We start from the raw sequence: 15,381 nt of genomic DNA, 5'->3' as shown, positions 1-15,381 counted from the left end.
ATAACACAAGCCCTGTCAGAAAATTTTGTAGAAGCACCACAAAAAAAAGAGAGCCGGACCCGCAAGGGTACGCTCTCTATTCTCCTTATTCTATCACTTCCTTCAAATGTGTGTCGATCAACAACTCCCCTTGCCCCGTCGGGAGGAAGAGCGCGTTGTAGACCATGCGGCTCATCTCACCGCGGGTCAACGCATCGGTATCCGCCATGGTTCCGTTGGGGTCGAGACGATAGAGTCCCTTGGCCCTGAGTGTCTCGTGGGCATCGGACCAACTAAAGGCCCGCTCGCCCATAGCGCGCAGGATGAGCGTAGCCAGGTCGTCATCGCGCATGGCCGACGTGGCCCCCAGACGATCTGCCGCCTGACCGGAGACGAGATTCCTATAGTGGAGATAATCCACGATTGTCTTTCCCCAGGGGGGAACATCTGCGAACCCAGTCTCATAGGCGGGGAGCGAGGCCACAAAGGCATCGAGCTCATCACCGACGCCCAAGAGGTGAAAATAGACCATCATGCCTTCGATACGCGTGAGCGGTCGGTCGAGTTCCAGTCCCTGTCCTGTCCCGGACAGAATACCCAGTTCAGCCAGTGCCTTTCCGTAGTACGCTGGATCCGCGGGATCGAGACCCCACGCCTTTTCAAGCGATGTACGCAGAGCCGCGGGGTCCGCAGGTGCAGGTGGTTCCGGAAGCACCGGCTCGGGAAGATCTGAAACTTCCTCCGCAGTACCGAAATCAAGGTAGATCAGGTGGTTCTGTGAAGGATCCAACGAGAGCAGATCCCAGGTATAGGTATCCCCCTCTACGCTGTGGGCATTGTGTCCGTACACCTGCTGATCCGTGGTAAAGGTAATGAGCATCTTCATGCCCATGGAGCGCAACATCGCGTAGCCCTGTTCTGCCTCCGCTCGTTCGGCCTCGGTCGTTGCAGAACCTTCGAACACGGCCATAAAGCGATAAACACCCTCCTCGAGTTCCTCGAGGGTCATGCCGCTTTCCTCCAGACTCTCACCTTCGAAAAATGTCTCCCGCTCTTCAAAGCTTAGCGTCATCACCGAGCCCTCGTATTCCAGACCATCTCGCGTAAAAGCACCCTCCACGTTTTCTACAGTGACGCCTTCCATTTCCTCGAAGGCCTCTGGATCAATGCCCGACTCCTCCATCTGCATGTCGAGATCCTCCGGGGTCATCTCCCATGCGTCGATGAAATCACGGCTCAGTCCCGAGTACACGGTGAACGTTCCACCGCCCGCTTCTGGCATCTCAATAGCCATTTCAATGTAACCACAGCCGGTGAGCAACAGGGGTAGCAAAACGATCGCTAGAATTTTTGTTAGCTTATTCACATTTACCCTCCTCCAAATCCTGTTTCTGTAATCTGTCCTGTTCCTTATTTATCCCTATGCGTGCTTCTGAATCTTAAACCTCACTGAGCACCCGCTCGTACACGCTCATCTCCGGATTGTCCTCTGACCCGGGGTAAAGATCTCCAACCTTACCCGTATATAAAAAATGGTGACGGGTCAGCAGGTCGATAGAGGCGGTATGTGCAGGGTGGGTGATCGCGCGTAGTCCTTCGAGCCCAATCTTCTCTTTGGAAAAGGATAGAATCGCGGTGAGGGCCTCCGTCATAAACCCCCTCTTCTTATGGTCCGGAAGGAGCTCGTAGCCCACCTCTGCCCATTTCCGATCTTCAGAGAAGGACCACAGGCAAATCGTACCCACCAAAGTGCCCGATGCCTCTTCTTCCATCCCCCAGAAATAGACCTGTTCTCTCGAGACGTCGCGCATCACACGGTCGATAAACCGCGCTGCTCGTGACACGTCTCGGTAGGCTACCATATCGACATAGTGTAGGTTCTCGGGTACTGATCGCAGATGGTAGATCACCTCGGCATCCCCTTGTACTAGGGCCCGGAGGACCAGACGCGGCGTCACCAGGGGATACCCTCTAGGCGCCATCCGACAGATGCTCCTCGACCCACTCTTTTAACACCCTAGCGTGGTGGCTGGTCTTGTCCTTGGCGGTATAGAGGAGGGACACCGTCTGTTCATCGAGACGGTTGAACAGACGGTCCAAAAAGGCTTCTTTCTCATCGTTGCCATCGAGTTCCATCCTGTATCTCTCGCGGAAGTTCTCCATACGATCGACCATATGACCGAAGACCTTCCTCTGGTCCGAACCGGGTGTCATCGCCTTCACCCGGTCATCCAGCGTCACCCGCTCCTTACTTACACCCCTGGGCCAAGGCCAATCCACTAGGATGGAAAAGCCATCGGAAGTCGTGGCTTCCCCGAAAATCCCCTTGGTTTTGATCCCGTGCATCTCTTATGCTTCCTTCTGAAGGGGTGGGAACACCACATCGAAAATCAAGAAGACCACCTCGTCGGTCTCCTCGAAGGTGAACCCAAGGCTCTCAGCATCCATCTGGAAGAACTTCCTATGCCCATCCACCCAATAGTCGAGAGAACCATCTCCCTCCCCTTCGATCGTCGCGTGGCGCTGGGTCACCTCGTTAAAGGGAAAGACCTCGATCTCCTTGATTCGGATGACACAAGCCGCTTCCCCCGCCCAGTCGGTGATGATGTGATGTTCGCCGATCTTGGGCAAAGGCTCCTTCTCTGCTTCGTAGGATTTCACGAGGCCTGCAGTCCCCCGCTTGACCCCTTTTCTTGTCAGCTCGGCCAAGGCATCGGCCTCTTTCGCTTCACTGCAGAAATGCCAGGCCTCGTAACCGCCGGAGGTGGTCTCACTTCCTGCTAGCTCTCGATACGCACGCCACATTTTCTCGGGTTTCATCGCAATCGCCTCCCTCGTCTATTTGCCCTGGCTATTGTTCTCGTGCTTTTCATGCGTCTGATCGAGCAGACGCCGGATCAATTTCGTTGAATCGAGTAGCGGTGATATGGAGGAGTCGTGGTTGAGGGTATCGATCACATTGGCTGCAAATCCAGACATATCGACGGTCCTGAACCAATCGGCCCTCCGGATGTGCTCCGGCACATAGGAGAGGTTGGTCGCGTATACGCGATCGAGAAGTCCCTCGGCGTAGTAGGCCTCGAAGGTCTCGTGGCCGCTGGTGAACAGGGCAAAGGTCACCGCCACAAAAATCTTCTTCGCGCCGCGTGCCTTCAGATCCTTGCAAATATCAAAGACCGACTGGCCGGAGGAGATCATATCATCGACGATCAGTACATTGCTACCGCTGACGTCCTTACCGAGGTAATCGTGCTGAATGATGGGATTCTTACCATCGACAACCACCGAGTGGTCCCTCCGCTTGTAAAATAGCCCTGTGTCCACACCAAGGTTCGAGGAGTAGTAGAGCGCCCGGTCCATGGCACCGGTGTCGGGACTGATGACCACCATATTGTTGGCATTGATGTCCAGATCATCTTCCTCCGTCACCAACGCCTTGATAATCTTGTAGCTCGGGTGCAGGTTCTCAAAGGAAATGAGCGGTATAGCATTTTGGATCGTGGGATCGTGGGCATCAAAAGTGATAATATCCTTCACACCGAGGCGTTCGAACTCTTGAAGCGCTAGGGCACTGTCCAGCGATTCGCGCCCCTTGCGCCTGTGCTGACGCGATGCATAGAGTAGTGGCATGATCAAGGTGATCCGCCTGGCCTTTCCGGCGATGGCCGAAAGGGTGCGCTTGATATCCTGCAGATGGTCATCGGGACTCATCCGATTCTCGTATCCGAACATATCGTAGGTACAGCCGTAGTTACCCACATCGCACAGGATGTAGACGTCCTTCCCGCGTATGGATTCTTTCAAAACCACCTTGCCCTCTCCATTGGAAAAGCGGACTTCCTCGATATCTATCAATTGGGAACCTTTCTCACGTGTGCGCGAGAGTTTCTCGTCGATGGGTTTTGCAATCTCGCGACAGCTCTTCAGAGCGATGATGGCCAGTTCTCCATAGGGTAATTGCGTACGATCCAATTGTTGCACGTGGGCCTCCTTCTTATCCTTCAAACGCATCCACTCCACCGGTTTGCGTCAGCTTACGTTTTTGTCGATACCATTATACCACGTCACCGACGATAGAACCGCTCGTCATCCTTGCTTATTTCTTTCTCGCCTTTCTTTTCAGATAGTCCTCTAGAAAAGCCCTGTCCTCGATTTCAAGATCTCGTTCTCCCGCCAGTGACTCCAGATGATGGGTAAACTCGTGCTTCAATGTGTGGAGCAGTCGCTCGCGGAGGGCTTTTTCATCGAGATGGCCGAATACCCGCCTAAAGGAGCCATAGTACAGGGCGATATACCGCCCCATGTTTCCTCCGCGGTGGTATTCGCCGAGCACGAACAGATCGTCGTTCGGCACCCGACGGTTTTTCTTGATCCCCGGTAACAAGATCACACCGCCGTTTAGCTCCCTGAACAGTTCTTCCGGGAGCTCTTCGATCAATTCTTCGAGAATCGCTTGCATGTTTTCAATACTGATCATCCTGATGCTCCTTCTCACTCTTCGAATACTTCTGCTTCCCGCCCCAGGATCTCCAGGGTCAAGGGGACCGATTTGGTGATGAGGCCTTCGATGTCATGTTGTAGGGCGTTCTTGATCTCTTCATCGGTGTCGGTGGTCCATACCCAGATGCCTTTATTCTCTTCGTGTAAGCGTCGCGCGAGCGCAGCATCCAGCATCCCCTTTTGAACGGAGAAGAAGTCCACATCCTGCTCCCCCAAATCACCTAGGGCGTAGTAAAGAATCTGGCCGATTCGCATCTCTGGCTTCAGGCGTCTCACTTCCGCTAAAAAGTTGGCATCGAAGGACTGAACGAGCGTCCCATCGATCCGATCGTGCCGCGCTAGAAGGCGAAGGAGCGCAAGGGCCACCTCGGCCCTTGGTCCATTGACCTTGACGTCGATCAGCAAATCCGCTCGGTCACCGATGAGTAAGATTGCTTCCTCGAGGGTCGGGAGACGTTCCCCTCCACCGATGCCCAGGGTCGCAAGGTCTGCACTTTCGAGATCGATCACACGCCTTGTGTCCCCCGTCATACGTTCGAGGGTCAGGTCGTGGTGGAGAACGAAGATCCCGTCACCTGTGATCTGCACATCCATCTCGATGGTATCGGCCCCCTCCTCCAGCGCCGTCGAGATAGCCGATAGGGAGTTCTCGGGTGACGATCCACCTCCCCTGTGGGCGGCCACCGCCACGCTTCGCCCCAAATAGAGGCCTTCTTCGTTGGCAGAAGCACCCATGAAAAAAGACCCGACGACAAGGAAAGACAACAGGACAACAGCAAGCACGCGACGTCTGGCGAAGATGCTCGCGATCTTCCCCTCGATCTTTTCGAGGACCAAAATCCTGACGTAGGCATCAAAGGGGGCGTCTTCCTGAATCTCTCTATGGTACATCAGGGTGAGGACCGTCATGCTCAGGGGCATCAGGAGGAGTGTATAGAGCCTGAGGACCAGACCGCTGACGGTGACAGTATACCGGTTCACCAGATGGGAAAGGGGGATCCCCCGGATCTCGGGCACACGGGACAAAAGGTAACCGAGCGCCAAGCCGAAGAACATCAAGACCCCTTGCAGGAGACCCCACCGAACCAGAAGTGACGTGTGCCGGTTGCGGGTCAGCTCAAAACTCCGCAGCATCGCTCGCCAGGGGGGCCTTTTTTCGATCAGCATGGCGTGGAGTGTGAAGAGGAGCCGCAGGAAGAGATAGACGAACACGACCACGACGGACCAGTAGATCGTCCGAAACACAGGTGACCCTTGGATCGTTTCGATCAAAATGGCAGGTGGTTCGATCCCACCGAGCAGTTGGGGCTTCACTGGTATCTGAATGAGGGGAAGAAAGAGCATCATGGTTCCCATCATCACGAGCACCTCGATGCGCAGGATCCTGGGTAACTGCCGGAGCGTCGTTACGATGGCAGTGCTCACGCTCACCTCTTGTTCGTCCATTCCTGCCTTCGCAAGGTAAAGAAAGGTCCCCAGTTCGATGAAAACCACGAGGATCGACAGGAGAAGGAGCAAGAATAATCCCAATAAGCCCCTGTAGTCAAGCAGGATCTGGAACACGTCCCTGTTGAGCAGTACCCCGGACTCGCTTCCGATCAGGAGGCGATGGATCAGATGGGAGAAGAGGGGAATGATCAGCCGACTTGTGAGCAGGAGCGTTAACACGGCAAAGGCCAGGTGCTTTCGCCACGTGTTTTTGAAATGCACGATACTCTCTTTCAACAATTGGATCATCTGCTCCACCTCCTCACTTGTGGACGGTTCCTTTCCTTAACACTCGTTCAGGATCATGACATCTCCGCGAATCACCTTGTGTCACCCCCGGTCCTCTACGTATAATGAGGACACTTGCATCTCTCACTAGCTACGGAGGTATACACATGACCTACATCCAGGCACTGATCCTCGGGACCATCCAGGGCTTTTCCGAGCCCATACCCATCTCCTCCAGCGCACAGACCCGCATCGCATCGCTCCTCATGGGCATCGATACCCCGGGTATTATCTTTGAAGTATTCTTGAACTTCGCTTCTTTTCTAGCAATTCTCTATCTCACCCGACGGGATGTCTCGAGACTCCTCAGGGGATTTCTCAATTTCCTTTGGACGCGAGATCAAAGACACGGGGAGGCGTTCCAGCAATCGCTGTTCGTTCTCGTGGGAACGCTCCCAGTTCTCATCACGGGATTTGCCATGCAGCATGTGATCGATCAGTGGTTGAGCGGCCCCTTGTCGATCGCCATCTTCCTATCGTTAACCGGATTTATGCTTTTCTGGGTGCGAAAGCGAAATGGAGATCGAAGCTTCGAAGCGATGACCTTCCGCGATGCAATGCTCATCGGAACGGTCCAAGGGATGCTCGCCGTGATCCCAGGTATCTCGCGATCGGGCGCAACGATCGTCACCGCCTTGGCCTTGGGTCTAACGCGTGAGACGGCCTTTCGCTTCTCCTTTTTGCTCTACCTGCCTATCGGTTTCGGGAGCATGTTGCTCGGGGCCAAAGACCTCGTTGGGTCCGCACAATTCCAGGCAGATCCCCTCGTCTACGGTCTTGCCTTTTTCGCAGCGCTCCCTGCCACCCTACTCGGCTACCGCTTGCTCAAGAGCGCAGTGGAAAGCGGTCGATTGATCATCTTCTCTCTCTACTGCTGGTTGATGAGCGGATTATTGCTCTTATCTTAGTCTAGAGGCACTATGCACGGACCATAGCCTGAGTGGCCTCATCCAAGTAGTCAACTGTCGGTCGATCGTTGCCTTGAACTACCCATGAGTGAAGTCACGGGATTCGGTTATCGCCTTTTCGCGACGACCACTTTTTCCTGTTTCACCGGCTACCGCTTAGATTGCAGGAGCAATCCAAGTCTTACAAAGCCTCCTACAGAGCTTGGCTCTGCTCACAAATGTGACAGGCACTTCCCGTTGTCCCAACGGTGCAGGCACACATGGTACCGCTTATGCTTAGGCAGAGATGCCTAATGTATCAAACAATGGCCATAGCGACCCGGGACCGGATAGACACGTAAGCAGACCCAGAGAAAGGGGCGCAGACTCGTTTCTCTAGCAGTTCAAAAGTAGACTTGCCCGCCATCACTTGACCACCTCGTAAGGCCAATCCAGGATGCCACCCAGGTCGTAGACGGGATCATACCCCTGGCCTGCTAAAATGGCGGCCGCCTGGCCACTGCGCGAGCCAGTGCGGCAGTAGACCATGACCTGGTGGTCTTCCGGGGGATACTGGCGGATGACTTCTTCCTCCACCGTATCGATCGGTATGTTCACACTACCGGGTATGTGTCCAGCCTCATATTCTTCCGGTGTACGCACGTCGATCAGAACGACTTCCTCCTCCTCGATCATCGGCTGAGCCTCTTCGGGCGCGATAAGCTGTACCTCTCCTTCGATCCCCTGCGTTTCTGATTGACAAGCGACGGTCAACACCAACGCCACGATCAGGGTCAACACCAGCCATCTTTTTTTTCTTTTATCCATTTTCTTCACTCCTTTTCTTTTTAGACCTGTCCTATTCTTACCCCGGAGAAAATCCATCACACGAAAAGAGACCGGGCGCTGGCCGGTCTCTTCTGATTTGATCTAGATGGTCCACTGGTTGTGGATGACGCCCACGAGGTACCACTGTCCCTCATGGGGGCTAAAGACCAGCCGCAGACTACGCCAATCCATACCGGCATACTGTTCTTGATCGCCTTCAAGGTAATACTCCACAATGATCGCATGCGGATACACTTCGAACTGGTTCTCCAGCATGTTCCCGCTGCTGATCATCTCGTTGTAGCCAATCACGTCGGCCTCCTGGAAATCCCTGGAGTAAATGAAGCGTTCATAGTAAGCGCCCGGTGTCATCCGGATGGGGTCTCCTGTGCCGTCGAAATGCCCCCAGAGGTAGGTCGCTTCGTCGGTGAAGAAACTCAGGATCTGGTCGCGGTCCATGACCACGTCACTGTCTGTCGAGACGTGGGTGTAGGGCGTAAAGCGCACGCCGCGCTCCGGATGAACGATCTGGGAAAGTGCTTCGGCGTTCCGCTCGGACAGGGCCGCTAGGGTTTCCTCTGCACGGTCCCGTATGAGTCTTTCGGCCGTCTCGGGCTCGATCGTATTTTCTTCCGTCAGCGGATAGATCCCCAGGGTCAATGTCGTCGTGAGTTGGTCGCCCGTGGGTCCATCGCTCTCTTCGGTACGGGCGAGCACCTCGATCTGGGCGGTATACAGACCTTCGGGTACACGGTCACCCGCTTTGTCCGTGAGATCCCAAGAGTCCTGCCAGCGCATGCTCTGCCCCGGGGCCAGTTCTTCTTCAATCAACGCCATGGTGAAGGCGCGCCCGTCAGAATAGCGGTAGACCTCCTCATCCGCTTCGTTCTCAACGATGATCTCGTACTGTTGCCCCGAGCTGAAGGTGAAGTTTTTCTCCCCTTCGTCTTGGTTCATCAGCTCGATGGTGAAGACCACTTGTTCACCATTGTAGGCGTAACGTGCCGACGTTTCCAAACGTCCAGCTGCGATCGGAAGTGGCTCCGATGCGCTTTCTTCTGCGATGGCCTGGAGGGTATTGTTCAGTAGGGCGGCCATTTCTCCGTAGGTCACGCTTGCCTTGGGATCGAAAATCCCGCTAGCCCGGCCCTTGGCGATATCTTTCATATAGGCCACGGTCACGCTGTGGTTGTAGGCCGGATCGATCTGGTCTGTGTCCGGGTAAATGACCATCTTGATCACCGGAATGGTCTCCAGGTCTAGACCAGAGATGTCGGCCCAGATCTTTGCCATTTCGTGGACGACGGCCTCGCGCGTCATCGCTTGCGGTAGCCGTGCGTGTTCACTACCGAAGATTAGTCCCGTGAGTTTTTCGAAAGTCACCGCATCCACGGTCGCGTTAAAGTTTTCTTCAGTCAAAATGCTCTCGACGCCTTCCACCTCACCCAGTGCCTGCACGTGGGACGCCGCCCAGTGTTCCTCTGCTGCGAAGGACGGTAGGACCAAGAGTACGCTAAGCATACCGATCACCGTCAGTCTTATGGCCTTAGTTTTCATCATCTTGAAAAATGCTCCTTTCTATGGTTCGCGAGGGGCTACCGATAGCGTGTCCCCTATTCACTTCATACCCTTAAGACGGATCCTTTCTGTCATGCGTTCCAAATTTCTCGCAAAAAGAGCGACCGTAAGGGGTCGCTCGAAGGCTACTCACCGAAAACTCAATTCTCGAGATCTTCGATCAGTCGCTTCATCTCGTCAATCTCTCTGAGCTGTGCTTCAATGATTGCATCGGCCAGTTCTTGAACACGGGGATCGGAGATGTTAGCGCGTCTGCTCGTCAGGATCGCGATGGAGTGGTGTGGAATCATGGCCTTCATATAGGACGTATCGTCCACCGTCGTCTGGCTACGGACCAGGTAAAGGGATGCTCCGAACACCAGGATGCTGACGAGAACGATTCCCATGTTCATGCCCTTGTTCTTCAGCATATGGAGCATGAAAGACAACATGATGATGGCCATGGTCGCCCCCATCAGCAAGGCCATATACAACCGTGTTTCGCTGAAAAACACGTGATCGACTTGGTATGTGTTCAGGTACATGAAGATCAACATGACAATGGTCGAGGTCACGATCATGCCGAAAAACTTCAGATAATTCTTCATCAGACAAACTCCTTCCTTCATCATTAACTCTATCTATCCTATACCCAGAGGGTTTTTCCTCACACACCCACAGGTATTGGTCCTCCTGCACTTCCTCTTTTTCATTGCAAAAACAGGGGCCCCCTTCGGGGCCCCTCAACCTTCAATCGATGCGCGATGCGATGGTCAGAGCTGCTGCTCCGATCGTTCCCACGAGAGAATCCAGGTAGGCTGGTGAACGGTAGACCGCCAGCTGGTCTTTCGCCTGCTGCAGTCGGTCCTTGTAGCCGAATGCCGCGATCAGATCCTTATTGACTGGGTTTTCCACAAAGGTCTCCAGTTCATTGATTTTTTTCTCCATGAGATGGATGTCGATCTGCTGCTTGTTCGCCAGTCGCTTGGCATACCAAACGCTCGCGAGAACCCGATCCTTTTCGAAAAGCGCGCGGATCTCAGGGGCATCGATTCCCCTTCCCTCGAAATGGCCGTAGGCCATGATGGAAAGGAGGGCTTTGATTGGCGGAATTGCCTCATCGACGCTTCCGTCTTCAAAGTAACCCAGGGCGGCTTTCTTGTGTCCCTCGGCGATATTGAGCACACCATCGGCAAAATCCATCATACTCTGCTTCTCCGGTCGGAGGATCTCCTCGGTGAACACCGCCTGGGGCTCGTCGAAGATTTTCCCGAGGTACTTGTAACAGAAGACTTCGGTCATGCGATACCCCAACCGCGATGCGGGAACCCGTACACCCAGATGGTCGAAATCCTCTAGTTTCTCAAAGGAACCCTCGGCGATCAAGGTATGGGCCTTTCTCTCCGCCTCCGTGAGTCTAGCCCAAATTTCGGGCATGAGTAGCGAGATGTCATGGTCCACCCTGGCCTTCGGCCCGATAAAGCCGGCCGGTGTGGTGAAGACCTCGTAATCGCCAAGTACGTAGGAAAGGAGCGCGCTGTTGAGATCGTAGACCGGAGCGAGCATATTGAAGGGGGCCTTGGTCAGCGCCCCTTCCGAACCCGCCCCGGTGGTCGAAGGCGATTTCCCCGTGAGACTGGCGATATAATCCATAAAGAGCTCCGGTAGTTCTTGGTAGTGAATGGGGTTATAGACCGCAAGGGGTCGAATCCGCTTCCCCTCGATTTCGCCCGGCGGGTTGTTCCGCCGACCTGCGAAAATGGCGTTCACTGGCATCGGCACCGGTTCATCAGCGGGGACCTTGCGGGCCAGACGCGTCCCCATCTCGGCCACGTGGTTCTTGAGGGGGTCGGTGAAGTCCGAGCGATTCTCCAGATAACGTGGGTTCTTGCTCGGAACCCCATCGATCAAACGCGGCTCGGATGATAGCACACAGTAGCTGGCATCGCCCGCCAGAAAGTCCTCGATATGGTCCTTCACAGGAGCCGAGTAGTCCATGTAGGACATGATGTCGTCCTTGATCTCGCCCACCGCTTCTTTGCCCAGGGGTTCAAAGTTCGTGGCAAAGAGATGACTGGAAGAAAGATCTTCCTCTGCCTTGAGATCGTACCCCTTGTGGATCGCCTCATCGGGTCGCTGGAAGAATCGATACTCACAGTTGGCCACGAATTTCACGCTTTCGTTCGAATACTCGGGATCGAGGTGACCGAGGTGTCGCGCGGGCACCACTACAGAAGCGCTGATATCATCTTCCATCTGGACCTTCTCACTGGGCATGAAGTCCATGCGCACCTTGAAGACGCGCCAGGCCTTGTCTTCGGAAAAACCCACGCGCAGATAGCTCGGACGGATCTTCCGACCATTGAAATTGATTTCATTGCCGGGCATACCGTTGATGATATCCACAGAGAAATGCTCACGCCACTGGTTTCCCCAGGACTGCTGGTAAAAACGTTTGACCATGAAGACAAGACCCTTGACGTGATTGGGAATGGCTTTGATGTACGCGTTGAAGGCATCGGTATAGGCCGAGGATGGAGACAGTAGCTTGATCACCGACCCCAGGCTCCTGTCGATGGACAAGATCGACCGCGACGGTGTCGTGCGATCTGGGCAGGCCCTCCATCGGCCCCGGTAATCATAATGGAGGATCCGGTCCACGTAATCGAGATCTTTCTCCAGATCATGGACATAGTAGGTCCCGTAGATGATCGCGTTGCTCACGGATTTGGAGATCTCCGACTTTCCACCTCCAGAAACCGTGCAGGGCTTGTGACAGAAGGTGCCCTCGGCCGCCGTGCCCACGAGCTTCCAGGCGGGCGCCTCAGGGTGCTTCTCAATGTGAAATTTCTCGCCATTTGGAAGGATATAGACGTAATCGGGCCGCAGTTTTAACGCGCGCGTTTCACCGTGATGTTCCCATTCGATCAGGGTACCGTGCAGATCCACACGAACGTTCTCGGGCAAGTAGAGGAGATGATCAAAGGTCTTATCGATTCCGTACCCCGCCTCTTTCAGATACATGCGGCTACCGTGATTGGCCACAACCTCGTCGAAGGTATATCCCTCGAGGCGCTCGCCCTCCACGGCGTTATAGTTCTCCCCGAGATTTTTCTGGGGAAAAGCGATCGTCCCACCGGCATGCTCCTCCTCCGCATTGCCAAAGAGATTGGCAGCATAGCTAATCTGGGTCTTCACTTCCTTTTTCGAGTAACCAAAGTAGCTATCGGCGATCAGGGTGACCACCACACCCTTTTCATCGCGGCAAGTGAGCTTAAAAGAGATTCCGTCGTTATACAAGTCCTCGGGGTCCCGGTAACACATCCCATCGCGCCGCTGGCGTTCGGTGGCCTCCTCATAGGATGGCAAGCCGAGATCGATTTTCTTAAGGGTGGTCAGATGCGGGGCCAGAACGATGTAGCCGGTGTGACCCGACCATCCCATCACGTCGAGTCCCGCGTCATTCGTATGAAGGCTCGGATCCCCGGCGTTTCCGAAGACCGATTCCACAAAATCGAGATTGGCCACGAATCCACCTGGTGCTATGAACAGGATCTCCATGGTCTTTTCATCGAGCAGGCCCGGTACAGCGGGCGAAACGATGGGCTTCAGCATGAGGGCGACAAAGGTCTCCGCCTTCTCATCCTGCTCTGCGGTAAAGGGTAGTCCCCTCAGTTCCGATGGTGCCTCTAGGGCCGCACGATAGAGGTGAAGGAAGGTTTTACGCGGCACCTCCTTCTTATCGAAGGGAGTCCTTGGCCCGCCCTCTACGATGTGAAAGGAACCCTTGGTGGTCCGCCGGTCGTGTTTGGGGTTGTGAAGCACGCCCTGCTTGATCCGGTAGCTCGTCATGTGCTCGTTGTGAAAGGCATCACCGTCGACCGGGAGGGATAGTTCTCTGGCCAAGCCATAGTGATCAAGGGAAAAATACCGATCGATGGTGTGCGGCACCTCCCTTTCATCCTTGAAGTAATTCTCGAAAAAGCGGTTGATTCTTTTGTGGATACCGATGGCATGCACGTCGACCCTCCGGGTTTTCTCTTTGTAATCTTCGATGATATCGCCGAAGAGATCGATAAAATCACCGGTGGCTGCCAGATCTTCTGTCGTCGTTCGCACGATGGGCAGACCGAGTGCGGCCAACTTGAAATTGATGTATCGGATCCGGTCGGTTCTTGTGGTGATGGGCTCGATGTGACCGTAATCAATGCCAATTTTCTTACGCATGGACATCATGATTCCCCACTTCCCTGGTTATTGTGTGAATTTTCACATAAGTATACGCCGAAATCCCTCCGTTGACAAACCAATCTGATCTACCTGAACCATATTTTGTCAAGCAATCGTTTGCTGTCTGTCCTCAGAGCACCAAACGGATCCGATTACCCGACGGATCCTCGGTGAAAGTGCCCATGGCTTCAACGGAGACCGCATGGTTCGCACGTTTCAACTGTTGAATCAAGGTCTCCCGGGTAATCGGATCTGGTAATCTCAAATCGAAATGAGACATCCCGGCCGCCTGCGGAGGTTGTGGGTTGGCTCCAACGCCGTTCCATGTGTTGAGGCCAATATGGTGATGGTAGTGGCCTGTGGAGAGAAAGAGAGCGGCGTCACCCAGCGCCAGGGATTCCTCGAACCCGAGGATATCGACGTAGAAGTCTCGACTCGCCTGTAGATCGGCCACGTGAAGATGAATGTGCCCGAGGAGTGTATCCGCCGGCATCCCCTCCCACGGTGCTTGTCCCGTTTCTTTCAAAAGTCCCTCGAAATCAAGGGGATCCGTCTTCATGGTGACGTGTTCACCTTCCCAGTTCCAGCTCTCATCATCGGTATCCACATAGACTTCGATCCCATTGTCATCGGGATCCTGAAGATAGAGGGCCTCGCTGACCCCGTGATCGGCACCACCGGTGACGGGGTAGCCTGCATGCTCGAGATGACGGAGGAGTCGTCCGAGGTCACTGCGTCGCGGCATCAAGAGGGCGAAGTGGTAGAGGCCGGTTCTACGGGCCTCCTTGGCTTGTACACCCGCGGGACAGGTGAGGGTTAAAAAGGGCCGTGAGGATTCTGTACCCAGACGCACTTTTCCCGGTTCTTCGTCGAGCACAAGAAGACCCAGGGTCTCTGTATAGAATTGCTTGGCCCTGTCGAGATCGATTACCTTGAGCACAAGGTGATTGACGTATCGATTGGGTGCTTCGTGATAAGTAGTCATGGGCATGTTCCTTTCCTATTGGGTTGAAGGGTCTGATAACCGTTATCATTCGTTTGATACCCCGGCATCTGCGGGCTCACGCATGATCACAGTTTTCTCTCTAACGACCAGCAAAAATCCCAACGCCGTTGCCGGCGAAGGGATCGGGTCGTTTCAGGCGATGTGGATGTAGATGGCGATGAGTAGCACGACAGCGATCAACCGGTGGAGCCAGAGCCAGGTTTTTCCTTTCCTTTCCTTTTTCGCCCCGTAGATGCCGAGTCCCGTCTGGAGAATCAAGATCGAGCCGGCCAGAGCACCCGTCAGGTTGAATCCGTACCACGAGAACTGTACACCAAAGTGAGCAAGGAGGGCAATCACCGTCGCGATGCCCAGTGCTTGGTGGTGCTTGACGATGGGCTTCATGAGAGCCTCGAACACCTTGTTCAAGGTCTCGTGTTCGGCGAGTTGTTCTCCGAAGTGTTTCTTTATACGTTTTACCACATAATTCAAGACGGTGAGCGTATAAAGCACTACAATCGTGTAGCCCAAGTATTCACCGAAGGTTTGGAGCAAGGTCATCACTTCCTTCCATCATGATGGGATGTCGTTATTTTCCTTGATACCCTGTATTCCTGCAACAAATCGGGCGTGTCCCTT

14 protein-coding genes are annotated in these 15,381 nt (G+C 54.4%); 1 reads left to right on the top strand and 13 read right to left on the bottom strand.

Features of this window, described 5'->3' with window-relative positions:
- Nucleotides 1-85: 85 nt before the first annotated feature.
- The 7 genes from ACULM0_RS15080 to ACULM0_RS15050 all read right to left on the bottom strand — a co-directional run bounded on the left by ACULM0_RS15080 (nt 86) and on the right by ACULM0_RS15050 (nt 6,216).
- Nucleotides 86-1,345, bottom strand: a complete 1,260-nt coding sequence (locus ACULM0_RS15080) for a hypothetical protein (RefSeq protein ID WP_463678360.1) — start codon at nt 1,343-1,345, stop codon at nt 86-88.
- Nucleotides 1,346-1,418: 73 nt separating this feature from the next.
- On the bottom strand, nt 1,419-1,961 hold the full coding sequence (locus ACULM0_RS15075) for a GNAT family N-acetyltransferase (protein WP_463678359.1): 543 nt from the start codon (nt 1,959-1,961) through the stop codon (nt 1,419-1,421).
- Nucleotides 1,951-2,325: a DUF488 domain-containing protein gene (locus ACULM0_RS15070; RefSeq protein WP_463678358.1), complete on the bottom strand. Its 375-nt coding sequence runs from the start codon at nt 2,323-2,325 to the stop codon at nt 1,951-1,953. Before ACULM0_RS15070 ends, ACULM0_RS15075 begins: the two co-directional genes overlap by 11 nt.
- Before the next feature lie 3 nt (nt 2,326-2,328).
- Entirely contained in the window at nt 2,329-2,799 is a 471-nt protein-coding gene (locus ACULM0_RS15065) for an ASCH domain-containing protein (protein WP_463678357.1), read from the bottom strand.
- Nucleotides 2,800-2,817: 18 nt separating this feature from the next.
- Nucleotides 2,818-3,960 carry a ribose-phosphate pyrophosphokinase gene (locus tag ACULM0_RS15060; RefSeq protein ID WP_463678356.1) on the bottom strand — a complete coding sequence of 381 codons (1,143 nt, stop codon included), beginning with the start codon at nt 3,958-3,960 and terminating at the stop codon, nt 2,818-2,820.
- Between the two features lie 115 nt (nt 3,961-4,075).
- A complete protein-coding gene (locus ACULM0_RS15055; protein WP_463678355.1) occupies nt 4,076-4,456 on the bottom strand; it encodes a metallopeptidase family protein in 381 nt (126 codons plus the stop codon).
- Between the two features lie 14 nt (nt 4,457-4,470).
- Nucleotides 4,471-6,216, bottom strand: coding sequence for a glycerophosphoryl diester phosphodiesterase membrane domain-containing protein (locus ACULM0_RS15050; protein WP_463678354.1), 1,746 nt, complete (start codon nt 6,214-6,216; stop codon nt 4,471-4,473).
- 146 nt (nt 6,217-6,362) lie between these two features.
- On the opposite strand from ACULM0_RS15050, the gene ACULM0_RS15045 reads away from it, so the two are divergent.
- Nucleotides 6,363-7,163 (top strand): undecaprenyl-diphosphate phosphatase, encoded by an 801-nt coding sequence (locus ACULM0_RS15045; RefSeq protein ID WP_463678353.1) that lies wholly within the window; start codon nt 6,363-6,365, stop codon nt 7,161-7,163.
- Nucleotides 7,164-7,568: 405 nt separating this feature from the next.
- Here the strand turns inward: ACULM0_RS15045 and ACULM0_RS15040 are convergent, their stop codons facing one another.
- The 6 genes from ACULM0_RS15040 to ACULM0_RS15015 all read right to left on the bottom strand — a co-directional run bounded on the left by ACULM0_RS15040 (nt 7,569) and on the right by ACULM0_RS15015 (nt 15,303).
- Nucleotides 7,569-7,970 (bottom strand): rhodanese-like domain-containing protein, encoded by a 402-nt coding sequence (locus tag ACULM0_RS15040; protein ID WP_463678352.1) that lies wholly within the window; start codon nt 7,968-7,970, stop codon nt 7,569-7,571.
- A 102-nt stretch (nt 7,971-8,072) separates the two neighbouring features.
- A complete protein-coding gene (locus ACULM0_RS15035; protein ID WP_463678351.1) occupies nt 8,073-9,530 on the bottom strand; it encodes a BsuPI-related putative proteinase inhibitor in 1,458 nt (485 codons plus the stop codon).
- Nucleotides 9,531-9,688: 158 nt separating this feature from the next.
- Nucleotides 9,689-10,135: a DUF305 domain-containing protein gene (locus tag ACULM0_RS15030; RefSeq protein WP_463678350.1), complete on the bottom strand. Its 447-nt coding sequence runs from the start codon at nt 10,133-10,135 to the stop codon at nt 9,689-9,691.
- A 142-nt stretch (nt 10,136-10,277) separates the two neighbouring features.
- Complete coding sequence (locus ACULM0_RS15025; protein ID WP_463678349.1) at nt 10,278-13,754, bottom strand: hypothetical protein; 3,477 nt, start codon at nt 13,752-13,754, stop codon at nt 10,278-10,280.
- A 133-nt stretch (nt 13,755-13,887) separates the two neighbouring features.
- Nucleotides 13,888-14,742 carry a VOC family protein gene (locus tag ACULM0_RS15020; RefSeq protein ID WP_463678348.1) on the bottom strand — a complete coding sequence of 285 codons (855 nt, stop codon included), beginning with the start codon at nt 14,740-14,742 and terminating at the stop codon, nt 13,888-13,890.
- A gap of 153 nt (nt 14,743-14,895) precedes the next feature.
- The gene (locus ACULM0_RS15015; RefSeq protein WP_463678347.1) at nt 14,896-15,303 is read right to left on the bottom strand and encodes a hypothetical protein; all 408 of its coding nucleotides are present in this window, start codon (nt 15,301-15,303) and stop codon (nt 14,896-14,898) included.
- Between the last annotated feature and the right edge of the window lie 78 nt (nt 15,304-15,381).

The sequence above is a fragment of the Halotolerantifilum yawarlongkerapense genome, assembly GCF_054506745.1.
The sequence above is the reverse complement of the archived record's forward strand: the minus strand, read 5'-3'. Positions and strand labels throughout refer to the sequence as shown.